General features: G+C 46.0%; 20 protein-coding genes and 1 other RNA gene. 13 read left to right on the top strand and 8 right to left on the bottom strand.

All coding sequences use genetic code 11. The annotated features are described in order from the left end of the window. The first annotated feature begins 2 nt into the window (after positions 1-2). Both ACVFI8_RS05940 and tolC read left to right on the top strand, forming a co-directional pair. Positions 3-3,074 (top strand): efflux RND transporter permease subunit, encoded by a 3,072-nt coding sequence (locus ACVFI8_RS05940; RefSeq protein ID WP_457873339.1) that lies wholly within the window; start codon positions 3-5, stop codon positions 3,072-3,074. 123 nt (positions 3,075-3,197) lie between these two features. After that, a complete protein-coding gene (gene tolC / locus ACVFI8_RS05945) occupies positions 3,198-4,523 on the top strand; it encodes an outer membrane channel protein TolC (RefSeq protein ID WP_457873340.1) in 1,326 nt (441 codons plus the stop codon). Positions 4,524-4,683: 160 nt separating this feature from the next. Here the strand turns inward: tolC and ACVFI8_RS05950 are convergent, their stop codons facing one another. The 5 genes from ACVFI8_RS05950 to ACVFI8_RS05970 all read right to left on the bottom strand — a co-directional run bounded on the left by ACVFI8_RS05950 (position 4,684) and on the right by ACVFI8_RS05970 (position 9,705). After that, positions 4,684-5,895 (bottom strand): FAD-dependent monooxygenase, encoded by a 1,212-nt coding sequence (locus ACVFI8_RS05950; RefSeq protein ID WP_248714380.1) that lies wholly within the window; start codon positions 5,893-5,895, stop codon positions 4,684-4,686. A 19-nt stretch (positions 5,896-5,914) separates the two neighbouring features. Next, positions 5,915-7,126 carry a 2-octaprenyl-6-methoxyphenyl hydroxylase gene (gene ubiH / locus ACVFI8_RS05955; protein WP_457873341.1) on the bottom strand — a complete coding sequence of 404 codons (1,212 nt, stop codon included), beginning with the start codon at positions 7,124-7,126 and terminating at the stop codon, positions 5,915-5,917. A gap of 4 nt (positions 7,127-7,130) precedes the next feature. Continuing rightward, on the bottom strand, positions 7,131-8,423 hold the full coding sequence (pepP, locus tag ACVFI8_RS05960; RefSeq protein WP_457873342.1) for a Xaa-Pro aminopeptidase: 1,293 nt from the start codon (positions 8,421-8,423) through the stop codon (positions 7,131-7,133). Positions 8,424-8,446: 23 nt separating this feature from the next. Next, positions 8,447-9,013: a UPF0149 family protein gene (locus ACVFI8_RS05965; RefSeq protein ID WP_248714377.1), complete on the bottom strand. Its 567-nt coding sequence runs from the start codon at positions 9,011-9,013 to the stop codon at positions 8,447-8,449. A gap of 86 nt (positions 9,014-9,099) precedes the next feature. Then, positions 9,100-9,705: a hypothetical protein gene (locus tag ACVFI8_RS05970; protein WP_248714376.1), complete on the bottom strand. Its 606-nt coding sequence runs from the start codon at positions 9,703-9,705 to the stop codon at positions 9,100-9,102. Positions 9,706-9,976: 271 nt separating this feature from the next. Between ACVFI8_RS05970 and zapA the strand changes: the two genes are divergently transcribed. From zapA to ACVFI8_RS05995, 5 genes are all read left to right on the top strand, one after another. Further along, positions 9,977-10,294: a cell division protein ZapA gene (gene zapA, locus ACVFI8_RS05975; RefSeq protein ID WP_248714375.1), complete on the top strand. Its 318-nt coding sequence runs from the start codon at positions 9,977-9,979 to the stop codon at positions 10,292-10,294. A gap of 49 nt (positions 10,295-10,343) precedes the next feature. Continuing rightward, positions 10,344-10,525: non-coding RNA, 6S RNA (gene ssrS / locus ACVFI8_RS05980), on the top strand. A 555-nt stretch (positions 10,526-11,080) separates the two neighbouring features. Beyond that, positions 11,081-12,265, top strand: a complete 1,185-nt coding sequence (locus tag ACVFI8_RS05985; protein WP_457873343.1) for a hypothetical protein — start codon at positions 11,081-11,083, stop codon at positions 12,263-12,265. Beyond that, positions 12,262-13,284, top strand: coding sequence for a sensor histidine kinase (locus ACVFI8_RS05990; RefSeq protein WP_457873344.1), 1,023 nt, complete (start codon positions 12,262-12,264; stop codon positions 13,282-13,284). The genes ACVFI8_RS05985 and ACVFI8_RS05990 overlap by 4 nt, the downstream gene beginning before the upstream one ends. Continuing rightward, on the top strand, positions 13,272-14,021 hold the full coding sequence (locus ACVFI8_RS05995) for a LytR/AlgR family response regulator transcription factor (protein WP_457873345.1): 750 nt from the start codon (positions 13,272-13,274) through the stop codon (positions 14,019-14,021). The genes ACVFI8_RS05990 and ACVFI8_RS05995 overlap by 13 nt, the downstream gene beginning before the upstream one ends. An 86-nt stretch (positions 14,022-14,107) precedes the next feature. Here the strand turns inward: ACVFI8_RS05995 and ACVFI8_RS06000 are convergent, their stop codons facing one another. Beyond that, positions 14,108-15,811 (bottom strand): solute:sodium symporter family transporter, encoded by a 1,704-nt coding sequence (locus ACVFI8_RS06000; protein WP_248714367.1) that lies wholly within the window; start codon positions 15,809-15,811, stop codon positions 14,108-14,110. A gap of 63 nt (positions 15,812-15,874) precedes the next feature. Further along, a complete protein-coding gene (locus tag ACVFI8_RS06005; RefSeq protein ID WP_457873346.1) occupies positions 15,875-17,977 on the bottom strand; it encodes an alpha-galactosidase in 2,103 nt (700 codons plus the stop codon). A 263-nt stretch (positions 17,978-18,240) separates the two neighbouring features. Between ACVFI8_RS06005 and ACVFI8_RS06010 the strand changes: the two genes are divergently transcribed. Then, entirely contained in the window at positions 18,241-19,299 is a 1,059-nt protein-coding gene (locus tag ACVFI8_RS06010) for a LacI family DNA-binding transcriptional regulator (protein ID WP_457873347.1), read from the top strand. Positions 19,300-19,776: 477 nt separating this feature from the next. Here ACVFI8_RS06010 and ACVFI8_RS06015 read toward each other — a convergent pair whose 3' ends face one another. Further along, entirely contained in the window at positions 19,777-20,442 is a 666-nt protein-coding gene (locus ACVFI8_RS06015; RefSeq protein WP_248714364.1) for a cupin domain-containing protein, read from the bottom strand. A 176-nt stretch (positions 20,443-20,618) separates the two neighbouring features. On the opposite strand from ACVFI8_RS06015, the gene ACVFI8_RS06020 reads away from it, so the two are divergent. The 5 genes from ACVFI8_RS06020 to ACVFI8_RS06040 all read left to right on the top strand — a co-directional run bounded on the left by ACVFI8_RS06020 (position 20,619) and on the right by ACVFI8_RS06040 (position 24,595). After that, complete coding sequence (locus tag ACVFI8_RS06020; protein ID WP_248714363.1) at positions 20,619-21,083, top strand: OsmC family protein; 465 nt, start codon at positions 20,619-20,621, stop codon at positions 21,081-21,083. A 217-nt stretch (positions 21,084-21,300) separates the two neighbouring features. Then, a complete protein-coding gene (locus ACVFI8_RS06025) occupies positions 21,301-21,930 on the top strand; it encodes a hypothetical protein (protein WP_248714362.1) in 630 nt (209 codons plus the stop codon). Between the two features lie 34 nt (positions 21,931-21,964). Beyond that, complete coding sequence (locus ACVFI8_RS06030; protein ID WP_457873348.1) at positions 21,965-22,651, top strand: ABC transporter ATP-binding protein; 687 nt, start codon at positions 21,965-21,967, stop codon at positions 22,649-22,651. Next, positions 22,639-23,853 carry an ABC transporter permease gene (locus ACVFI8_RS06035; RefSeq protein ID WP_457873349.1) on the top strand — a complete coding sequence of 405 codons (1,215 nt, stop codon included), beginning with the start codon at positions 22,639-22,641 and terminating at the stop codon, positions 23,851-23,853. The genes ACVFI8_RS06030 and ACVFI8_RS06035 overlap by 13 nt, the downstream gene beginning before the upstream one ends. After that, complete coding sequence (locus ACVFI8_RS06040) at positions 23,846-24,595, top strand: outer membrane lipoprotein-sorting protein (RefSeq protein WP_457873350.1); 750 nt, start codon at positions 23,846-23,848, stop codon at positions 24,593-24,595. The genes ACVFI8_RS06035 and ACVFI8_RS06040 overlap by 8 nt, the downstream gene beginning before the upstream one ends. Positions 24,596-24,760 lie beyond the last annotated feature (165 nt).

The following is a 24,760-nucleotide window of genomic DNA, read 5'->3' on the forward strand; positions in this document are numbered from 1 at the left end:
CCATGAATGCTGCGCTGTATAGTATCAACCACAAAGTCATTAGCTGGATGGTCGTGATACTGATGTTAGTGGGGGGCGCCATATCATTTACTGGTTTGGGCCAATTAGAACAACCAGAATTTACGATTAAAACCGCGCTCGTTATTACCAACTACCCAGGAGCAAGTGCAGAACAAGTAGAAGAAGAGGTAACGCTGCAATTAGAAGATGCGCTGCAAAAGATGTCGCAAATAAAACATGTGTCTTCAATTAACAGTGCGGGCTTGTCGCAAATCGAAGTTGAGATGAGCGAGCAATATAATAAAGCAACCTTGCCACAAGTATGGGATGAGCTCAGACGAAAAATTAGCGACACACAAGGCCTGCTGCCACCGGGAGTGCAAACGCCATTAGTCATTGATGACTTCTCAGACGTATATGGCTACTTAGTGAATATTACCGGCGAAGGTTATAGCTACCGTGAACTGAAAAACTACAGTGATTTAGTTCGACGCGAATTAGTGCTTACACCAGGGGTTAAAAAGGTGTCGGTTGTCGGCGCCCCTCAAGAACAAATACTGATAGAAATTAGCCAACAAAAGCTGAATGCTTTGGGTCTCGATCCCGCTTACATATACGACTTACTGCAAACGCAAAATGTGGTATCTAATGCCGGTAAAGCGCTAGTAAACGGCAATAGAATTCGGATTCACCCTACTGGTGAATTTGTCGATGAATCTGAAATGAAAGACATTTTAGTCAGCCCTCCCAATAGCGATAACTTAGTTTACTTGGGCGATATAGCAGACATATACCGTACCACCACCGAGACCCCAAGCCAGATTTACCACGATAACGGCAATAACGCTTTATCGATGGGGATGTCATACGCCTCGGGTGTAAATGTTGTTGATATATCGAAACTAATAACCGCCAAGCTTGCTGAGCTGAAAACTGAAATGCCAATAGGTATGCAGATTAATGTGATTTACGACCAAGGCAAAATGGTAGAGCAATCAGTCAGCGGCTTCTTAACCAATTTGGCGCAATCTATCGCCATTGTAATTGTAGTGTTACTGGTATTTATGGGCGCTAGATCTGGCCTGCTCATGGGGGCCGTATTAGTTATTACTATTTTGGGCACCTTTATCGTAATGAACGCGCTCAACATTCAACTGCAAAACATCTCTTTAGGGGCGTTAATTATTGCCCTTGGTATGTTAGTTGATAATGCAATTGTGGTTACCGAAGGGATCATTATTGGGCTTAAACAAGGTTTAAGCCGTAAACAAGCAGCCGCCAAGGTGGTAAGCCAAACCCAATGGCCACTACTCGGTGCCACCGTCATTGCCATCATGGCGTTTGCCCCTATTGGGCTATCGTCGGATGCTACTGGTGAATTCTGTTTATCGCTATTCCAAGTATTGCTTATATCGCTTTCTATTAGCTGGATTACCGCGATCACCATTACGCCGTTTTTCTGCTACTTGTTGTTTAAAGACGGCGATCAAGACAGTGCCGAGCAAGAACCTTACAAAGGCGTAATATTTAGCATTTATCGCAGCATTTTAAATACGGCGATGCGTTATCGGATCATCACCGTTTTGATTGTTATTGCCATGCTAGGCTCTGCCATGTTTGGTATGAGCAAGGTGAAAAATGTATTTTTTGCAGCCTCAACCACGCCTATTTTTATGGTGGACATCTGGTTACCCGAGGGGACCGATATTTTAGCCACAGAAAAATTTGTCGGTGACATTGAGAAAACACTGCTTGCTAAGAAAGCCGATTCGGCCCATGGCATTGCCAATATCACCTCGGTAGTAGGCCAAGGTTCACAGCGTTTCGCGCTGCCTTATCAGCCTGAAAAAGCCTATCCGGCTTATGCGCAGCTTTTGATAGAAATGGAAGATTTAGCCAGCCTGAATGTGTTCTTGCCTTGGGTAGAAGCGACCTTACGCCAAGATTTCTCTGAGGCTGAATACCGCGTTAAATTGATTATTAATGGGCCCTCGCCAGCAGCCAAAATAGAAGCGCGCTTTTATGGCGACGACCCGCAAGTATTACGTCAGCTCGCCGATAGCGCGATAGCCATTCTTAGAGACGAGCCCACAGCCGATAACATTCGCCACGATTGGCGCAACCAAGTGATGCTAGTGCGACCGCAAATAGACTTAGCCCGAGCCCGTGAAATAGGCATCAGCAAGCAAGATCTTGATGCGGCATTACTACGACACTTTAACGGTGAAGAAATTGGCGTGTATCGTGATGGCTCACACTTGCTGCCTATTGTGGCGCGCGCTCCCGCTAGCGAACGCCAAGCTAACTTAAATGGCTTGCAGATATGGAGTTCAAAGTACTCAAGTTTTGTTCCGATTACCCAATTCGTATCTAATTTTGATACCGAGTGGGAAGATCCCATTATTATGCGCCGCGATAGAAAACGCTTAGTAACGGTGCTGGCTGACCCTGCCAATAACAGTGCAGAAACGGCGGATTCACTATTAAGAAAAGTGCGCCATAAAGTTGAAGCCATCAACTTACCAGAAGGCTATTCGCTGGAATGGGGTGGCGAGTACGAAACCTCAACCGAGGCGCAAAAAGGCATTGGCGGTTCTGTGCCGATGGGATATTTAGCCATGTTCCTGCTAACGGTGCTGCTATTTAACTCGATTAGGCAGCCGTTGGTGATTTGGCTAACGGTACCGCTATCCATTATTGGTGTGAGCTTTGGCTTGTTAGCGCTAGATGCCCCACTCAGCTTTATGGCCATTTTAGGCATGTTGAGTTTAAGCGGGATGATTATTAAAAACAGCATTGTACTGGTAGACCAGATAAACATTGAGCTAAAAGAAGGCCGGGCAGCTTACGATGCAGTTTACCACTCGTCAGTAAGCCGAGTTCGCCCGGTGGGTATGGCCGCACTTACTACCATGTTAGGTATGTTGCCGCTAATGTCTGATCCTTTCTTCCAATCAATGGCCGTTACCATTGTGTTTGGTTTAGGTTTTGCCACGGTATTAACGCTAGTAGTACTGCCGGTTATCTACACCTTAGTCTTTAGAATTAAAGTGCCTAAACCCATAGTGACCTAAACCCATAGCGACCTAAACCTTAATCAGCTTAGCAAACACGTTTGTTTGCTAAGTTTACGCGCTAACACATGCCCATTAGCCCAATATCTTTGAGTGTTTTGACACCCTTACTGGATGTATTAAATGAATTACAGAACCAATATGTTGTTGCTATCATTTAGCCTAGCGACATTGGCCTTGCCTACACAAGCAGATGATTTACTGCAAATATATCAACTTGCTCAAGAAAAAGATCCACAGATCTTACAAAGCAAAGCTCAACGAGATATCGCCTTTGAGAAAATTACCGAAAGCCGCGCTGCATTGCTGCCACAATTAGCCTTTAGTGCAGGCATCAATTATACCAGCACTAGCAATAGCCTTGTCGACAGCACCACTAATAACAGTGCCAACATCGGTTTAAGCCAATCGCTCTATTCGCAATCGTATTGGACCAAGCTAAGCATTACCGAAAAAAGTGCCACAAGGGCCGACGCGCTCTATATGAGTGACCAGCAAAGCCTCATCATTAGGGTGAGTAAGGCCTATTTCAAAGTACTGCGAGCAAACGACAACCTTAACTTTGTCGCCGCCAATAAAACAGCGGTAGAGCGACAGCTTGAGCAAACTAAGCAGCGCTTTAATGTAGGTTTAACCGCCATCACCGATGTACATGAAGCACAAGCTGAGTATGACCGAACCCTTGCCGAAGAAATTCAAGCCAATAACAATTTGGCGAATAGCTACGAAGCCTTACGCGAACTAACCGGCCTTAAACACCAGCAACTAAAGGTATTAAATACCCAACGTTTCCAGCCTAGTGAACTAGAGCAAAATGCCAGTTATTGGCTAGATTCTGCCACCGATGCAAACCTAACGCTAAATGCTCAACGGATTGCAAAAGAGATTGCCCAGCAGCAAATAAAACTAGCCCAAAGTGGCCATTTACCCACTTTAAATCTAACTGCAGGGATCGGTTACACAAATAACCAATATGGCAATGATAGTTACGATACCAACTATGGCGGCGAAACTAACACCGGCAATATAGGCTTGGAATTCAATTGGCCGATTTATTTAGGCGGCAGTATCAACTCACAGGTGGCACAAGCGCAATTTAGTTATGTTGCCTCATCTGAAGCACTTGAACAAAGCTATCGTGCGTTGCAAAGCACAGTAAATTCAGTAGTGAACAACGTGAGTGCCAGTGTCGGTTCAGTAAAAGCCTTTGAACAAACCGTTATCTCTTCTAACAGTGCGCTAGCGGCTACTGAGGCGGGCTTTGAAGTGGGTACCCGTACCATTGTTGACGTACAAGATGCGACCCGAAACTTATATTCAGCAATGAACGATTTAGCCAATGCTAGATACGATTACATCCTTAATATGCTGAGCCTAAAACAAGCGGCCGGTCGTTTAACTGAAGACGATGTGCGTTTAGTTAACGCGGGCTTAATTGACCCATTGTAACGAGAGAGCTTAAGCCAAGGAGCTCTTAGCTAGAGTTAATTAGCCGCGATAAACAAACAACTCTGTTTGAAGAATGAATATTTGCTTCGCTATCCAGTAGGTTCACTACTGGATTTTTTTTAGCGAAAAAACCGTGAGGGGCTCAGCTTATTCAATGCGGTTAAGCACCATTGGCTTTCGCCACTTGCGGTAAATCGCCCTCTAGGCCCAAAGCGCGACGCATGGCTTGCTGCTTTAGAGGTTCAGCTTTATCTACCAAGCTCATGCCTACACCACGCAGCAGTTTAAGCGCGGGGTTGTCATTACCAAACAGACGCTTAAAAAACTCCATAGAGGCGATCATTTGGCTGGCTTCACTTTTACGCCAGCGCTCAAAGTGGCGCAGGTTGGCATAATCGTTAATGCTTTTACCCGCTTGCTGCAGGGTGATTAGCTCTTGCGCTAAGGCTGCTGCATCCATTAAGCCCAGGTTGACACCTTGACCCGCTAGCGGGTGAATGGTGTGGGCGGCATCGCCAATAAGTGCAAAGCCCTTGCCGGCAAAGTCTCGTGCATAACGCATTCGCAATGGAAAGCCCGCGCAGTCCCCCACTCGCTCACACAAGCCTAAACGCCCATCAAAGGCCATGGTGAGCTGCTTATTAAACTCGGCCTCAGGCAGTGCTTGAAGCTCAGCCGCTCTATCGGGCGAGACCGACCAAACAATTGAGCAAGTGTTGGCTTCACTTAAGGGTAAAAAGGCTAACGGCCCTTCTGGGGTAAAAATTTGTCGAGCGCAATCTTGATGTGGCTCGGCAGTTTTAATGGTGGCGACAATCGCGGTGTGCTGATAATCCCAGTAAGTAAGCGGCACATCTAGCTGCTCACGTAGCCAAGAGTTAGCCCCATCGGCAGCCACCAGCAATTTACAGCTAACACCTTGGCCATCGGCAAAGCTTAACCATGATTCACTGTCGCCACGGTGCAGTTTATCAACTGGCTGTTCTACAAGGGTGACATTGCTTTGCTGACTCACTTGCTGCCACAGCGCATGGCGAATAATGTCGTTTTCTACAATGTGGCCAATTTGCGGCACTAACAGCTGCTCGGCTTGAAAGCGAATTTTAGCAAAACTGTCTTGCTCCCACACTTGCATGTCGTTGTAGGGCGCAACCCGTTGCTCAACAATAGCTTGCCAAACACCTAAAGACTGCAAAAATTGCTGCGAAGACAGGCTAATTGCACTCACCCGTAAACTGTATTGGTTTAGATCGGGTTGTTGCGAAGGCTTAGGCTCTACAATAGCAATGCGCAAGGGGCTATCAGCCAGCGCGCTAGCGAAAGCGAGTCCTACCATTCCACCACCAATAATGGCTATATCTACTGCTTGCATTGACCAGTCCTAAAGCGTGTTAACGAGAAAATAGACCTAAGCTTTGCTTCGCTAATAGCGATTTAAAGCGGGGTGACATTTGCATGGCCATAAGGCCTAGATTACGCGGTACTACCGAGCTTTTATCGCTGCTAGCAAATAGGCTAGCAAGGCTAGAAGTCATCGAAATAGTGCGTTCTATATCGTCTTGGCGTAGCTGTTGGTAGCGATCTAACAGGCTATGTGCGCCTAAGTCTTCAGTTTGCTGCCATTGGGCTAACACCAGCGAACTTAACGCCGCTACATCACGCAAACCAAGGTTAAAACCCTGCCCTGCTATAGGATGTAAACTATGCGCAGCATTGCCTAATACTAATAAGCGATGACTAAATAAACGTGGGTAATAACGCAAGACCAAAGGATAAGCATAGCGTTTACCTACATTTAAAAATTGCCCAGCTCGAAAGCCAAATGCTTGCTGTAAAGCGGCGACAAATTGATGCTCTTCTAGTGCTTGCAAACGTTTGGCTTCATCAGCCTTAACACTCCATACCACCGACCAACGGTTATCGGTCATAGGTAACAGCGCCAAGGGGCCATCTTCGGTAAAGCGCTCAAAGGCTCTACCGGCTAAATCTTGCTCGGCTTGCACATTGGCAATCAGCGCATACTTAGCAAAGTCATGCTGCTGTTGACTTAAGCCACCTTGCTTACCCACCACCGAATCAGCCCCATCGGCACCGATTAACAAACTCGCGCTAAGGCTTTGTTGGTTGTTGAGCTGAATAGTGACCTGCTGTTGCTGCTGCTCTATGTGTACCACTTTATTAGGGCAGAACAAACTAACGTTGTCACGCTGAGCTAATAACTGGTGAAACTCACGGCCGGCATGCTCAAGCTCGATCACTTGGCCCAAGGCATCAAGCTGGTATTCATGTGCATCTAAGGTGGTGCTGCCACAATGGCCACGATCAGAAACATGAATGTGCTCGATGGCACAAGCATGAGGCGCTAAAGGAGCCCAAAGATCTTGCTCGCGTAGCCAGCGCTCAGAGCCAGCCGATAAGGCAATAGCTCGACCATCAAAGCCTGGGTGCTGGCCAAAGTTGAGCTCGGCCGCTTCAACTAAGGCAATGCGAATGGCTTTGCCTTTAAGGCTGGGCTTTGACAGCGCCAAGGCTAAGCTGGCGCCGGCCATGCCAGCGCCAACAATAATCATGTCGAAGTGTTGCGAGTTTGGCGCGGTTTGCATGCAGTTAGCTCGCCATTAAGGCTTCAATATCGGCAACAGTTTTAGGCACATCAGCGGTGAGTACCTCACAACCATTGGCGGTAATCACCACATCGTCTTCGATGCGAATACCCACGCCTTGATACGCAGCTGGCACATCGGCATCTGCCGGAATATACAAACCCGGCTCAATGGTAATGGCCATGCCTTCAACCAACGGGCGCGTGCGTTTAACATCGTGGTAGTCACCGACATCATGTACATCTAGGCCGATCCAATGCCCTAGCCCATGCATGTAGTATTCTTTGTAGGCTTCTTCTTCAATCAGCGTGGCTACGTCACCTTGCATAATGCCTAGCTCAACCATGCCGCTAACCATAATGTTTAACACTTGTTGGTTAGCATCATATATAGACGCGCCGGGTTTTAGCATGTCAATGGCCGCTATTTGCGCTTCAAGCACGACGTTATATAACTTGGCTTGCTCGGGGCTAAACTTACCATTCACCGGGAAGGTTCGAGTAATGTCACCGGCGTACATTTGGTATTCAGCGCCAGCATCAATCAACACTAAATCACCGTCTTGCATCACGCTTTGGTTTTCGGTGTAGTGCAAAATACAAGCATTATCACCCGCACCTACAATGGTGCCGTATGCCGGAGCGCGTGCCCCCGCCATTAAGAGTTCATGATGGATCTCCGCCTCTAGTTGGTATTCAAACATACCTACTTTAGCGTTGCGCATGGCGCGGCAGTGCCCAGCGGCAGAAATCTCACCGGCTTTGCGCATTAAAGCGACTTCGTCGGCTGATTTAATTAACCGCATTTCATCGACCATTGGCCGCCAATCTTCGAGTTGAGTAGGCGCTTGCCAACCCGAACGTAGACCATTGCGTAAGCGCTCTATGGCCGCAAATATGTGCTGATCGTAGGCAGGATAGCGCCCTTGCGCTAAGTAAACTTTACTTAGGCCTTCTAACTCTAGGTGTAAATGCTCATTCAATTCTTCAATCGGTAAGGCTTTGTCTAGCGCTAGTTGATCAATAGCCTGCGTTTGGCCTAAGCGACGGCCTTGCCAAATCTCGGCGAGTTTATCTTTGCTTCTATTAAACAATACGCTGCGAGTTTCACCCGCTTTTTTTATTAGTAATAACAGCGCTTTGGGTTCACTAAACCCACAGAAATAGAAAAAGTCACTGTCTTGACGAAACGGAAATTCGGTATCACGACTACGCACTTGCTCTTCACTAGCGCAGAAAATCGCAACACTGTTGTCTGACATGGCAGTAAATAACTGCTGACGACGTTGTAAAAACACAGCAACTCCTTGGCGTTTATTTTTTAATGCAATGTAGCAGGTGGTTGATCACTGTCACTGGCGGTTTGGTGAGCAAAAATAGTGATGGCACCTATGCGCACATATTCCACCACTTGGAACAATGCTTGTTCGTTTTCTTCTTCATCATCTTCTAAGTCAGAAGATAATTGGCTAATTTCGGTAAAGTCTTTTACTAGCTCTTGCACATCTTCGGCAAGTTTAGATAAGTCACTTTGTACTACGCCAAAACCGACTAAAAAGCTTTGCACCCATTGAGCTAACGCTTCAGTGCGCTCTTCTACTGCCACGTCGTCCTCTGGCAACATAAGCTGAAAACCAAGTAAGCTATCGCTCATCGAACTATGAGTAGCTTCCATCAGGGGCTTCAATTGTTTTTTGAGATCAACGGGTAAACCTTGGCCATCGTTTATAAGCATATTCATTTGGCTTAACCAATCACCGTCGGCCGGTAAACCAGCAGCTAACATGCCGCTTAACAAGCCATGCACTTCGGCAGGACTAACAAATATTTTTGAACCGATGAGTAATTCGCCCAGATCTTCATAGTCTGGATACACAATTTTAGTCACTTGAAATACCTATATATAATTAATCAATTAATCCTACCACCTGATGCGCCGCGCAGCCATGTTATTGGCAGTGAAGCGCGCTAAAGCTATCTTGTTTGGGCTTCTTTAAGTTGCTTTCGACGCAGCCTAACTCGCTCAATATATTGATCTCGAAACAATTTAATTAAGATGCCTTCTTGCTGGCGAATAAACCGCGTAGAAATGTGGCTGGCTTTATTAAACTGCAGACATAGCTGCGGATAAGGGTCGCGCTTGTTTTCGATTTTTCGACAGATGCGCGCTTCAAACTGATGTTCGTAGCCTTCGCTATTATAGGCAACGCCTAAGTCTGCAAAATCGTCTTGAACATCTTTAGGTAGATATTCGACGATTCGACTAAGATCTTTATGGAAGATAATTCGGCCAATCAACGCTTTATGGCTGATAGGTAAAGGCTCAGCAGACGAGCGCCATTGAATTCGACAGCCGCCTTCTGATAGATCTAGCACCGGAAAGACATGGTCTCCAAGATGCATCATCGGCATAAATTGCGCTGCATAGGCATCTTTAATTTCCGATTTTTTACGCCCTCGAGGGTCAACATTGGCTATTTTTGTATTGACCATTTTTATCAGTAGCTGAATCAAACGCACTGGATAAACAATGCGATAAAATCTGCGACGTTCATCGGCAAAACTGCCTGGTTGCGCCATTAAGTTATCTTTCCTATTACCTATAAATCGCAGTTGTACCGCTATTGTAAGCGTTCACGCTATGGACGAAGAGCGTTATGGTCGCCAATAATTGCGTCTTATTCAAGCCTATAGGTTGTGTTTTATGAGCTTGATTCCGCAGATTTGTTTAGCAATACAGCAAACTGGTCGATATTGCCGCAGAGCAACCCCCAGCCACCTTACAATGGTTGCAAGTTATTGCGAGGCGCTATATATTCACTCGAGTAATTGGGTTTAGCTAAGGCGAATCATGGCTCAGGGCGTTGACATTATATTGTTAGGTAAGAACTATAGAGTTGCTTGCCCAGAAGGTGAAGAAGACAAACTTCGTCTTGCTGCTGACGAATTATCGCAACGCTTACAAGCACTAAAAGAAAAAAGTAGTGTAAGTAGCACCGAGCATTTAGCCATTATGGTTGGTTTGCATCTCTCTTACGAGTTGCATAACGAGCAAGCTAAAAACCAAAATTACGCTGACAATATGAATCAGCGCATTAAAGATTTGCAACACACCATCGAGCGCGCTTTGTTAGAACAAAGCCAGCCCGCTGGCGAAGAACTGGAGTAAATACGCTCGCGCTGCGCAGCATGTTTTACTACAGTGTATTAAAGAGTTTAGTTTCCTGGGGTGTTCGCCAGTTGGTGATGTCCCTGAGCCGATAATTGTATCTTTAGGGTGATTTTTTTCTACTATTGAGCATGCTCAGCCCGACTGAGAAGCCTACGGTATGAGATTTGTTACCCGCCTTGAACCTCATGGTTCAAGGGCTAAAATCAACAGCGGCACTCTGGGTACTTCTTTACTCTTATCATTTGTCATTAGTTACCCCCATCATTAGAACCTCACAACTCAAGGGCTAAAATCAACAGCGGCACTCTGGGACCTTCTTTACTCTTAATAACAGCGTTTCCCCTCTCCATACGAACCTCATAGCTCAAGGGCTAAAATCAACAGCGGCATCTTTACTCTTACCCTTTGTTACTCGTTACCCCCATCAAAAAGCAGTGCTAAGCGAGAAGTCTTAAGCTTCAAGTCGCTAACTAAAAGCAAAAGGCTAGAAGCTAGAAGCTAGAAGCTAGAAGCTAGAAAGCTTAAAATTTAAGCCCGTATTTTCTATACTGGCAGCTAAATACTGGTTGTTAATAACCACAGAACGTCTGCTCTTTGTTCGTCGCTAATTGTTGTGACTTAACGCTACACACTAAGGCTTATTGCTAATCGTTTACGCTTATCCCCGTTAAACCCCTTTTGTCCTTTCCTTATGCCCTTTATCGCACCAGCCAATAGCCGACTCGTGATTTTTTTATGCTAAGTCCCAATGGAACTTAAGATTTGGGCGGTACGTAAATTACCATGAACTATCACACTCAGCTGTTATCCACACTACTGGTCATTAGTTTTGCGAGCCACGCTAACTGGCAGCAGCAGTGGCAACTTGAGCTAGATAGCGGCTTTGCTACTGCTTCAGATAGTGAAATTTTTGCTGGCGAAGACCAATGGTTTGCAGATGCGGCGCTGCGTTGGTTCCCTCAGTATAAAAATTTACAGGGGCAATTGGTGGCGCTAAGCCAATACAAACAAAAACAGGCCAACCAGCACGATTTAATTTTGGCCGAGTTGTTTTGGAAAACCGAATGGGCAGGCCGTGACTTATTAATGGGTAAGCAGCGCATTGATTTAGGGGTGAGTTATGGCTTTCGCCCTTTAGACATGTTTCTTCCTTACCGCCGAAACCCGGTAGCGATTCAGGTGGAAGAAGGCGTGGGAGTTGTCAGCATTAGCCAATTTAGTGGTTATAGCGAGTACTCACTATTTTATAGTGACTCATATATCGCCACTGACACAGAAGGATTACAGCAGCGCGGTATTGGCATGCGTTGGTACCAATTAAGCGATGATAGCGAATGGCAAGGTCTGGCTTATTACGATAACAAACGTGCGCTTAACCTAGGAGGCTCGTGGGTAACCACCTTTGGCGATGCATGGGAAGTACATGCCGAAAGCCGTTATCAACAGCATTACCAACGCTATGTTAGCCAGCTAACTTATAGCAATATTGGCCAAATAGCCCCTGTCAGTGAGCAACAGTTCCAAGATGGTTTTCAAGCATTATTAGGCATGACCTGGGCAAATTTAAATGGTGATAACCTTATCCTAGAATATTGGTTTGATAACCGCGCGCTTAACCAAACACAATGGCAACAAGTCGCCGATATTAGTTATTACTTGCAGCAACAAAGTGGCGACATTAGCAACTTACGTTTCTCCCAAGGTGAAGTGTTTAATGGTCAAAATTTGCTGCAACACAATGTAATGCTGCATTGGCATCGTGACATAGAAGATTGGCAACCGGCATTTGATTTAATGCTAGCGCCAGAAGACGGTGGCGTGATCGCTACAGCAAGGCTGGATTACGAATTTAGCCAAGGATGGACGCTTGGCGCAACGCTGCGCTATCTTGGTGGAGCGAGTGATGCGGTATATAGCTTATTACCGGAAAATAAAGTTGGTTTAATAAAACTCGAGGGACTCTTTTGAACAATAAATGCCTTTTATCAGTGTGGCGCTCGTTGGCAATTTGCGCACTATTTTCCTTCCCCATTGCCTACCTCACCAATGCAATTTGGGGCGGTCCCTATTGGATGCATTTTGTTATTGCCTTAGGCTTTGGCACGGTAGGCACTTGCACCACCATGTTGATTGATACCATGTTTCCCAAAATGAGTAGCTTTTGGGCATTTGTGCTGAGCGCCCCACTCACCTTAAGCATTGGTAGCGCCCATACTTGGTATTGGATAAGCCCTTATTACGACGATTTTGATTGGCCCTTAATGCTTAAAGTAGTGATTATTGGCCTATTTTTCTGTGCCGTTATTTACTACTACTTTTTTAGCCGCGAGCAAAACCTAAGCATGGCTTCGGCGCTGCAACAAGCCGAGTTAGAAAAGCTAAAAGCGGAGCAAGCACTTACCTACAGCCAACTAAAATTACTGCAAAGCCAAATTGAGCCGCACTTTTTGTTTAATACTCTAGCCAATTTAAAAGCACTCATCGCAGTAGAGCCCAAGCAAGCAGAAATTCTGTTAGATAAATTCACCGAGCTATTAAGAGTTACCCTTAAAAAAAGCCGCCAAGAGAGCATTCGCCTAGAGGATGAGGTAGCAGGTATTAGTGCCTATTTAGCGATTCAACAAATCCGCTTAGGTGAGCGCCTGCAGTATTCAGTAACGCTTACTTCGCAAGAGCTTAACCAGCGCCAATTGCCACCAATGTTATTGCAGCCTTTAGTTGAGAATGCGGTTTTTCACGGCATTGAACCCAAGGCCGAAGGCGGCCATGTAAATGTGCGTATTAATGTGGCCAAGCAGCGCTGGAAAATAACTATCGAAGATAACGGCATTGGCTTTAAGCAAGCTGCCAAACAAGGCCATGGTTTGGCCTTAAGCAACATCCAAAAACGGCTAGCGAGCTTATTTCCCAATCAAGCTAGTTTACATATTCAAGCTTTAGAAACCGGCGGCACCTTGGCCAAATTGGAGTTTCCATGCGAGCAATAATTGTTGATGACGAACCCTTACTGCGTTTTCATTTAGACAAAATGCTGGGTGAATGCTGGCCAGAGTTAGAGATTGTAGATAAGGCCGGCGATGGCCCAAGCGCCTTAGCCGCTGCTGAGCAACTGGCCGCCGACGTGGTATTTCTAGATATTCGTATGCCCGGCATGACAGGCATTGAAGTGGCGCAAAAGCTCAACCAGCTAGCTAAACCACCACATATTGTATTCACTACCGCCTTTGATGAATATGCGATTCAAGCTTTTGAACAGCAAGCCGTTGATTATTTGCTTAAACCCATTGATGAGCAGCGCTTATTGCAAACCTGCCAACGTATTCAGCAGCGCCAAACAAGTGCTGAAGCTAGCCCCAGCTACGACCTTCAAGCATTAGTGCAAGCACTAGACGAAAAGCCCGAATACTTGCAGTGGATAAGAGCCAGTAAAGGAGAGACGGTAGAACTTATTGCCATCGATAACATTTTGGCATTTGTGGCTGAAGACAAGTACACCACGGTGCGCAGCCAGCAAGGAGACTACGTTATTCGAACGCCACTAAAAGAGCTGTTAGGCCAAATTGAACCGGGCTTGTTTTGGCAGATCCATCGCTCGACGCTGGTAAGGGTGAATGCGATAAAACGCGTTAACAAAAACATGCTAGGTAAGCTAACGGTTGCACTGGTAGATGGCAGTGAATATCCGGTAAGCCGCAGCGCCAACCACTTGTTTAAGGCGATGTAGCGCAACACTATTTTCAGCCTAACATCCCCTTACCCAAATAAAAAAGCCCAAACAAATGTTTGGGCTTTTTACATGCAGAGTAAAACTTAACTCACTTCTGCTGCGCTATTGAGTTTATTGCGCTTGATATGTCTAAAGAAGATACCCACCAACATAATCACTCCACAGAAACCGTAGGTTTGCATGATTGTTGGGTCGTCAGACATTAGACCTACATCAGAGAATACGATGAACGCGCCTAGCACCATATATAAAACCACGGCTGAGGCTTCAAAACGGAATTCCCAAGGCGTCACATCCATGCTCTGGTTAATCGGCATAACGTAGTCGCTTTCACGCGGTTTAAGTGCGCCAATAACAAACATTAAGAGGGTACATACGACAAACAAAATGGCGAGTTGATGCAAGAAGTGCAATGGCGTTTCAAATACCAGTTGCATCGCTGCATAAGATGACACAAACACAACCAAAGACACTTTAGCTGCAATTGCAGGCACTCGTTTAGAAATGTAACCAACAAATACAATGGTGAAGATAGGCACACTAAAGAAGCCCGCAACCATTTGTAAGTATTGAAATAAGCCTTCAGGCGCAAACATAATGAACGGTGCGATACACACTGCGATAATCGCAATCAATACGCCAAATATGCGGCCTTTTGCTACTAACTCTTGGTCTGTTTTTCCTTCGCCAAATAAGGGCTTATATACGTTTAGAGCAAATAAGGTAGTCGAACTATTTAACACCCCATTAAAGGTACTAAGAATGGCGCCAAACATTACAGCTACAAAAAAACCAACCAGAGGCTTAGGTAATACTTCGTTTACCAAACGGGTATACATGGTATCTGGGTTGCCCGCATCGGCACCAAACATGTGGAAAGCAATAATTCCCGGAATAATCAAAAATAGTGGTGAAATAACCTTAATTGCACCGGCCAAAATCACCCCTTTTTGCCCTTCTTTTAAGTTTTTAGCACCTAAAGCACGCTGGATAATAGATTGATCGGTTCCCCAGTAATATAAATTAACCAGTAATAGACCGGTAAACAGGGTTGAGAATGGCAGTGGATCCGTTGATGTACCTACAGACTGTAGCTTCTCTGGGGCAACCGTAATGATTTGCTGTAAACCGTCGCCAAAGCTGCCGCCACCTAATACCATTAAGCCAAATACCGGAATCATCAAACCGCCAATAATAAGACCTACACCATTAATGGTATCGGCGATGACGACGGCTTTTAAGCCACCATAAATTGCATAGAAAAAACCTAAAATACCAATGGTGGCCGAAATAATGGCAATGGCGGTAAATTCAGACACACCTAACAAGCCTTGAACGTCGAAGATTTCACCTAATACCACGGCACCTGCATATAAGGTGGTAGGTAAGATGTTAATGACGTATTGGCATAAGAACAGCAGGGTGACAAACTTTTTCACTGACAGATCATAGCGACTTTCTAAGAAGTCAGGAATGGTAGTAATGCCCTGCTTTAAGTAACGCGGCACCAACAATAGCGCGATGATCACCAAGGTAACCCCCGAGGCAACTTCCCAGCCCATTACACTCATGTTGTGGGTGTAAGCCTGTGCGCTCATGCCAACAAAACTGGTGGCACTAAGGTTAGTTAAGATCAGCGAGCTAGCTATTAAGCCACCGGTTAAACTGCGGCCTCCCAGAAAGTAGCCATCTTGCGAGTCATGCTTGTTTTTTTTCACCTTGTTGTAGGTAAATACCCCAACAAAGCCAGTAAACAGCAAGAACGATAAGAACACTGTTATAGACATAATTAATCCTTCATTTTGGTTGGCGAGCAGCGATCACTGGCCACTCGATTGAAACAAATATTGCTAAATTCTTTTTAGATGCAGCATCAGCGCTGATTCGGGGTCTAAAATCGGCAAAGTTAAGCCTATCTCTCGCAGGTTATCGCCGCTTAAAGTGAGGGTTTTATCTAGCCAACTAGGGCGCTGCTTCATGAGTTGGAAACTAGTGTCAGGCATCTCTACCAATTTGACTTGGTAATTGGCCTTTTCATCTACACAACTCACTCGTAGCGGTGCTGGTAGGGCATAATCAGGCATGGTTAATTGACATACTGTAATCAGCATTTCGTCGTCACTTTGCACCCCACTAATATGCTGGCGATGATCAGAAGCATCTAAACGGAAGCTGCGGCCACTATGCAGTAACTGACGGTATTGTTTATGCAATGCAATGTAATGGGCAAACGCTTTTTTCTCTTCTGCATCCACGTTGACAGGGTCAAGTTCTACTCCCATATGGCCGCTTAATGCAGTCATTCCGCGTAGGTTAATATGGTGACAACGGCGCGTGGTATGACTTTCATCTGGGCCAATGTGCGCGCCCATCACTTCAGGTGGGAAGAAATAGCTCATCCCCCGCTGAATGGTTTGGCGCTCTAAAGCATCATTACAATCTGAGGCCCAAAAACGGTGCGTACGCTTGAGGATTTCAAAATCGATACGACCACCACCCGATGAACAAGATTCAATCTCTACCCTTGGGTGAGCCTCTATTAGCTTATCCAATAGCGCATATAAGGCGGTGGTTTGACCGTTTACCGCAGGGCGACCATTATGGCCAGGTTGCACCAATTCACGATTCATATCCCACTTCAGGTAGGCGATGTTGTAGCGAGTTAATAATTCACTTAAACGCTCAAATAAGTAATTGAAACAGGCTTGATTTTGCAGGTTAAGTACGTACTGCCAGCGCCCTGAGGGCTGATGGTAGCCGCTTAACTCTAATACCCAGTCAGGGTGTTCACGAAACAGGATAGAATCTTTACTGATCATTTCTGGCTCAACCCACAAGCCAAATTCCATGCCCTGTCGGTTGACATGTTCAATCACCGGTTCTAAACCGTTAGGGTATTTTTTCTCATCAAGATACCAATCGCCCAGCGCACTGCGCTCGCCATTTCGGCCAATAAACCAACCGTCGTCAATAATGAAACGCTCTACCCCCATTTCAGCCGCTTCGCTAGCCATTTGCATGATGTATTGAGGGTCATGATCGAAATAGATCCCTTCCCAAGTATTTAGATGTACCGGACGGGGTTTATTTTCTGGGAATTGGATAATGTTAGCGCGAACATAACGATGAAAACGCTCAGAAATACCGTTTAAACCACGGTTACTGCAGCAAGCATACAACCACGGAGAGCTATAACTTTGCAGATAATCGAGGCAAACTTCGCCAGCCAGCAATAGCTCACCCGCCTGTACAAAGCGACGGCCATCACTTTTTACATCAGCACGTAGCTGGTGGTTGCCACTCCACCCCAAATGGAACCCCCACACTTGGCCATGCTGTTGATCAAAGTGCTTACTTCCCGCAAACAGACCCGGAAAGTTTTCATGGGAAGTGCGGCCACGACGATTCTCTTGCATGAAACCACCGTGAGAAAAGGCCTGGCGATGAGTTTGAAACTCTCGGCTCCAACGGCCATGAAAGGTCATTAATTCGTTGGCATGATGTGGCAATGGTAAGGTAGGTGAAAGCTTTGTCAGTAAGTATTCAGTGTGCGCTAAATTCGTCACTGTGATGCGTTTTTTGACAACATCGCTGTCGTAATCCAGCTCTATTTCAATGCTCAGCTCTAAATTAGCCACGTCGTCACGTAGGGTAAACACCGCGCAACTATCACTGGCATAATGATCGGTGGTCTTAAAAACTGGCGCCCAATCAAAACCATGACGGTGCCCCTCAATACCAGGCGCATTAAAGTGCCCACTGCCCAATTCTGGGCATAGCGTTAAAGGGACATCCACGTCTAATCGAGCTTGCGAAATAGGTCGCTCAGTAGACAGTAAAATATCAGCGTCTAGCTGTTCAATTTTATTGCCCCAATGCAAGATTTCAGGGACCCGTTCTAGCTTAATGATCAAACTGCAGTTTTTGCTACAAAGGTGAATCAGCTGGTTCATGGTAACATCCAATTGTTTGCGTAAACATTGGATACAATATGCGCTAGCGGTTATTAATTCGCTAACATACCGCTTCTTTAATGTGACGACGATCAAATAGGTAAACGTTTACTTGTGAGCCAGATCTAACTATGTTTTCGTAAACACCGTGTGTCAGGTTTATCTAACTCGCGTTTTATCGGCTTGGGTAAGATTTCCTAGCATCTCAGTGTTACAATCTGCCTGAGGCTGACTGGTGAGCAATAAAGCTAAGGAATTCAAAGGTGAGTGTTACATTCAAACAAGTGGCTGAGTTAGCAGGAGTATCGACTCAAACTGTGTCTCGCGTCACCAATGGTGCCAGCAATGTAGCCCAAGATACCCGAGATAAAGTCAACGCTGCCATTGCGCAATTGGGTTATGTGCCAAACAAAGGCGCGCAATTATTAAGCGGAGCTAAATCAAAGGTCATTGGCTTAATCACTTTAGATGTATCGCTGCACGGCATTTCACTTATCGCCAATAACATTCGTATTCAAGCGCAGCGGCACGATTTTGGCACCGCGTTCTCAGTGGTCGATGAGCATGCCTTCGACAAAATTGTTAGTGCCACACGCGAGCTAACATCCCAACGTATCGAATACATCATCGTTAACCTACCGCTAACCAAAAACGAAGCCGAGCAATTGGTTGAGCTGTTTCCCAATTTACATTTTGTATTTATTGATGTGCCCGATGACAGCCAGGTTAATTCGGTCAGTGCGGCGCATTACCAAGGTGCAAGTGATGCCGCTAGCTTGATGCTTAAGCAGCAACGACACAGGTTGTTGTTGCTTACCGGTCCGAGTGATTCCAGCGCTTCCAAATTACGTTTACAAGGTTGGTTGGCCCAAATAGAGCGACAAAAAGCGACTGTGGTGGCCCAACTAGAAGGCGATTGGCTTGCCAGCAGTGGCTACCAACTCACCCGCGAAGCACTGCGTAACGGGGCCCAAATTGATGGGGTGTTGGTGGCGAGTGATCAGATGGCCCTTGGGGTATTGCGTGCACTACATGAGCATGCGTTGACAGTGCCTCAGCAAGTGGCAGTGATAGGCTTTGATGATAGTGCCGACAGTGCTTACTTCTACCCGCCTCTCACCACCATTAAACAAGATTTTTCACTTATATCAGAGCGAGCAATAGCCATGTTGTTTGATGATAAAAGCAGTTCGCTGCCTTTAAAAGCGTCTATAGCAACGCAATTGATTGAGCGCCAAAGTACTCAGCTGTTCACCGAGCAGAGCTATAACAAAGCAGCGTTGGAGCGGCTACTACTGCAAATAAAAAACGCCCTGCCTTAAAGGCTGTGTCAGCCCTTTTTTTGCAGGTAAAGCAGACGCTAAACGATAATCAAGTTAACTACGACTAACCAATCAAGTCACTACAAGCAGCCTTAAATCAACTTTTTTCTGCTCAATGGCTGCATTTGCAAGCCAAATCACATATTGTAGTACAATATTAAGATAGCATTAATAACCAGATAGGCTATTGAACTAAACTTGGATTGATTGCTCACAGGCTAATCATCAGGAAACTGCACAGGGATAACGCTCAGACTCGTGTTGGCCCAATAGTGCTCAATCAATAGTTCTTTTTAGTAAGGGCGGTGCTCGCCGACTCTCCTCATTTGAGCGCCGCCTTTACGCCCTCTTTGTATTGTTTTACCTTGCTATAACAAAGACAGCTCAGCACTTAATCAATCGTTATTTTTAGTTAGTTTAGTAAGGGCGGCGTTCACCGACTCTCCTCATTTGAGCGCCGCCTTTACGCCCTCTTTGCTAAACCCCCTCGTTGCCCAAAGGTAGGTGTCCAGTTTTCACCAAAATAATGGTTTCTTGCTCTACAAAAGGATGGTGCTTGCTCATGTGTGGGCTGCGTAGCCAAGTGTGCTTAGGGTAGCTACCATGCTCGTCTTTAAACTCGCCGGTCAATACTAAGATCTCTTCACCGCCAAAATGACTATGTGGCTGAAATACTTCACCCGCAGGCCATTTAACCAAGGCCACATTCTCGTGCTCAAACTGGTGTAAAGGCATGACCTCAAGGCCGCCAATGCCTGGTAACCAGGGCGTGTTATGGGTATCTACGCGTATCTCGGTAAGATCGCGTGTGTCAAACTGATTAAGCTTAACAAAGATCACACAACCGTCTTTACTAAAAGGGCTGTGCGCACTGCCAGGAGGGTTGCGAATGTATGTCCCTGCTGGGTAGTCGCCATGTTCATCAGAAAATATCCCCTCTAGTACCAGAATTTCTTCGCCCATAGGATGTTGGTGCTCGGGGAAGTAGGAGTCTGGCTGATACTGTACAACGCTAGTGACATGGCCCGATTCCTTGGCTTCACGCTCTAATGGTTTGCGCAATACTCCCGCTGATGGGCTTGTCACCCATTCTATTTGCTCGGTGTTAACTGCCAACGCTTGGCTAAAGTCCATGTTCAACATTGTTTTTCCTAACTGAAGGCTATGTTGAATAGAGTTGACTTATTAGCCACAAATTTCAAGTCGAAGACATATTTCTAAGCGTTCTAGTTGAGCTATATACGCTAAATTTGACAGTCAGCAACGAGGTCAGCATGCTAACTAGCATCCTCTTAGGAACAACCACGCAAGGAATGCGCATGTCTGAATATACCGCGACCGTAGAATGGCAACGTCAAGCCGATGAAACGTACATTAACAATCACTATAGTCGCGCTCACTGGTGGCATTTTGATGGTGGTCAAAGTGTGCCGGCGTCTTCTTCACCACATGTAGTGCCACTGCCTTATTCGGTTGAAGGCAACGTTGACCCCGAAGAAGCCTTTGTCGCCTCATTGTCCAGCTGCCATATGTTATTTTTCTTATCGATTGCAGCCAAAAACCGCTTAGTGGTAGACAGCTATGTTGATAATGCCGTAGGCGTAATGGCACTAAATGATCAAGGGCTTATGGCGATGATAGAGGTAAAGCTTAACCCTAAGGTGAGTTTTGCAAACAAAGACATTAGCCTGGCTAAACTTGAAAAAATGCACCATCAAGCCCACCAGCAGTGTTTTATTGCTAATTCGGTAACCAGCAAAATAACGACCCACATTGTGCGTTAAGTTTATCAATCGGCAATAGCTCCCCGCTTTTTATCCTCTGGGGAGCAAATAGCATGCTTGATTACCCCTTGTTTCTCTGTTGCCCCAACACCACCGATCTTCACTTCCTTGTATATCACCATTAGTCGGTCTTATTGGCATTTCGTCGCAAAGCGACTTTACCAGCCCGTAAACTCAGTAGGCTTAGTGATGTACCCAAACCAGACAAGGAAGCATCATGAAAAAGTTAACACTCGCCAGCCTAATACTCATTTGCAGTTATTCAGCACAGGCCACTGTCGATGAACAACTATTGGATCGTTACTTTACCGCCGCGCAAGGTGATTACTCTGAACTGAATCAAGTTTATAAAGATTTACAACACGCCAATCAGCAACAACCCAGTGACCCTTGGGCGCTCTTTTATTTAGGCGCGAGTGAAACCCTAAAAGGTGATGATGCTTGGCTACCGTGGAGCAAATTAAGCTACACCGAAGACGGCCTAGCGCGCATGGACAAGGCCCTTTCAATGATTGACGACAGTCACTGGCAACAACAATACCGTTATTTGCCTAAAGCCATTTACATGCAAGCCACCGCTGCGGTTACTTTTACCAGTGTGCCTACATTTTTTAATTACCAAGAACGCGGAATGGAGCTATTTGACCAAGTGCTAAGTGACTCTCGCTTTCTTCAATCTCCTGCCCAAGCCACTAGCTGGGTCTACCGCTATGCCATAGAAGCTGCCCTGAATGCAGAACAAACAGCGCTGGCCGAACAGTGGTTTGCACAACTTAAGCAGGCCAGCGTAAACGACCAATATAGCCAAATGGCAGCGCAGTTAATGGCCCAACATAGCAACGGCTAAGCACTACACAACTAGATTGATATAAGGACACATCATGCTGCAATTTAATGGTCTTTCTAAGAGTTACCAAACAGGCCAAATCAAACAGCCAGCGCTAACCCAGATTAGTGAGCAGATCCACACCGGCGAAATGATCGGTTTATGTGGCCCTTCAGGCTCGGGGAAAAGCACCCTGCTGAATATTTGTGGCTTGCTAGATCTCAACTACCAAGGTGAATTGTATTTTGACGGCAAGCTGCTCGATAAAGACCCACAACACTGCATGTTACTACGTCGCCAACACCTGGGTTTTGTGTTTCAACGTTTCAACTTGGTCCCGGTAATGAGTGCCTATGAAAACGTAGAGTACCCACTCATTCTAAACACGATTTCACCAACAGAGCGTAAGCGGCGTGTGATGCAAATTCTCGAGGCGGTAGGCATGGCTGAATTTGCTCAATCCAAGCCAGATAGATTATCAGGGGGGCAGCAGCAGCGTATTGCGGTGGCGCGCGCCCTAGTGCACCAACCACGCCTTGTGATTGCCGACGAACCGACAGCTAGCCTAGATAGCCACACCGCCCACCAAGTTGTGGAGTTAATGAAAGCGATAGGCAGAAGCAATAACACCACTTTTGTTATTGCTACTCACGATAGCCGCATGAGCGACCACTGTGACCGCTTAATTCAACTGCAAGACGGACAAATATTAGCCAAGGAGAAAACCGTATGCGTCGCGTAAAACATGCCTTATTGAATGTACAACGTAATCGCCGCCGCAGCATGATGTCGGTACTGATTATCGCTATTGCGGTTTTAGCGCTCGTCAGTGCGGGGGGGTTTGGTTTATTCACTTATCAATCGCTGGCTGAAGCTGCGGCTCGTGATACCGGCCACTTAACCCTGTCGAGCCAACAGTATTTTACTGAACAAGAAGACTCTCCCTTGCAATATGGCCTAGAAAATTGGCAACAACAACGTCAGCAACTGATGGCCTTGAGCGGAATAAAAGCAGTACAACCACGAATTGAATTTAGCGGCTTAATTAGCAATGGTGATAAGTCGGCGATTTTCATCGGCCAAGGCGTATTACCCAGTGAGTTTACTCAAAAAGGGCCGTTTCTTAACGTCAAGGCAGGGCGACTGCTCAACAACAAAGAAAGCCAAGATCAGCCGCAAGTGTTACTCGGCGAAGAGCTAGCCCGCAACATGAAAGCTCAACCTGGCGATTGGATCACCTTGCTAAGCACCACCACCGAAGGCGCGCTAAACGCCTATGACTTTATGGTGCAAGGCATTGTGTCTACTGGGGTACCAGACATGGACAAACGCTTAGTATATGTATCGCTAGATTATAGCCAAGCACTGCTGGCTACCGATAAAGTGAGTCTGATGTCGGTATTTGCCTTTGCTAACCAAGATATCTCTACTCTGGCGCAACAAGTCGCGCAGCAACAGAGCACACTGTTAGTGACACCATGGTGGAAACAAGCCTTTTTCTACGAGGCAGTAAAAGGCTTATATAACCGAATATTTGGGGTTATGGGCATCATTATGGCCTTGGTGGTATTTGTCGCTCTATTTAATACCTTAAGCATGTCGGTCACCGAGCGAACTCGTGAAATAGGTACCTTGTCAGCATTGGGTACGGCCAACTCCGAGCAACTAATTGGCTTTATCTTAGAGGCGATAGTACTGGCGGTGATTGGCAGTGCAATTGGCTTATTGCTGAGTGGTTCAGTATCGGTGCTCTTATTATTCGCCGATATCCAAATGCCCCCCCCACCGGGGCGCAGTGTGGGTTACCCCTTACACATTACCTTCTCCTTTATGCTGGCGGGCATTGTGTCGTTAGGCGTTGTTTGCATCTGCGCCCTCGCGTCTGCCATCGCCGCCAACAAAGGCTTAAAAAAGCCCATCACCGAGGCACTTATCTATGTTTAAGTTTAACATTTCAAAATATTGGCTGTTGGCGAGTTTATGCTGTGGAGGTCTTGCTCAGGCAGGTGAACAGGTCAGTGATCGACTGTTAGAGGCCGACAGTTATCGGCTACAAAGCCGCTCGGCTAAAGTCGTCACCCAAGTGAGCCAGTACCATAACCAACAGCTTAAAAAACAGCACCGTTACAATGTGTATATCCGTCCTGAGCGTGAATCCTTAGTGGTATTTAAGGCCCAATCCGAGTTAGGGCAAAAAATGTTAATGCTCGGGGATAACTACTGGTTATTGATGCCCAATAGTCGTCGGCCTATCCGCATTACACCGATGCAAAAACTACTGGGAGAAGCATCGGTAGGTGATATCTCAACCCTCACCTGGAGTGAAGACTACCAAGGAGAATTAGGCGAACGCAGCGTAATTAATGGGATAAACGCAATTCACTTGGCACTACAAGCCAAAACCAGTGGTGCCAGCTATCAAAAAATAGACTTATGGGTAGCGCTAGATAATAACTTTCCGCTACAAGCCGATCTTTACTTAAAGTCAGGAAAATTAGCCAAGCAAGCTTATTTTGAGCAGGGCCAGCGGAACGGGCAAACGGTGGTGCAAACTATGACGCTTATCGATAGCATTCAAACCTCTAAAAGTACGGTCATTAACTACGAGTCGGTAGAGCCTCACAGCCTAGCCGACAAATACTACAACCCCGCTTATTTGAGTAAACAATCTCTCGAACAACTCTAAATCAACTTAATCACAGTTGAATTGATAAAAATCGTGGGGTAATTACAGTTAATTGCCTCACGATTTAGCAACTTTCGCCGCATTATTGATCGAGAACCCCCGCCAGCCCTTGTTCCCTGCGTTTCAGCTGGTAAAATCCTTTCCAGAATTTTTAAGCATCGATAA

The organism is Agarivorans sp. MS3-6 (assembly GCF_054112545.1).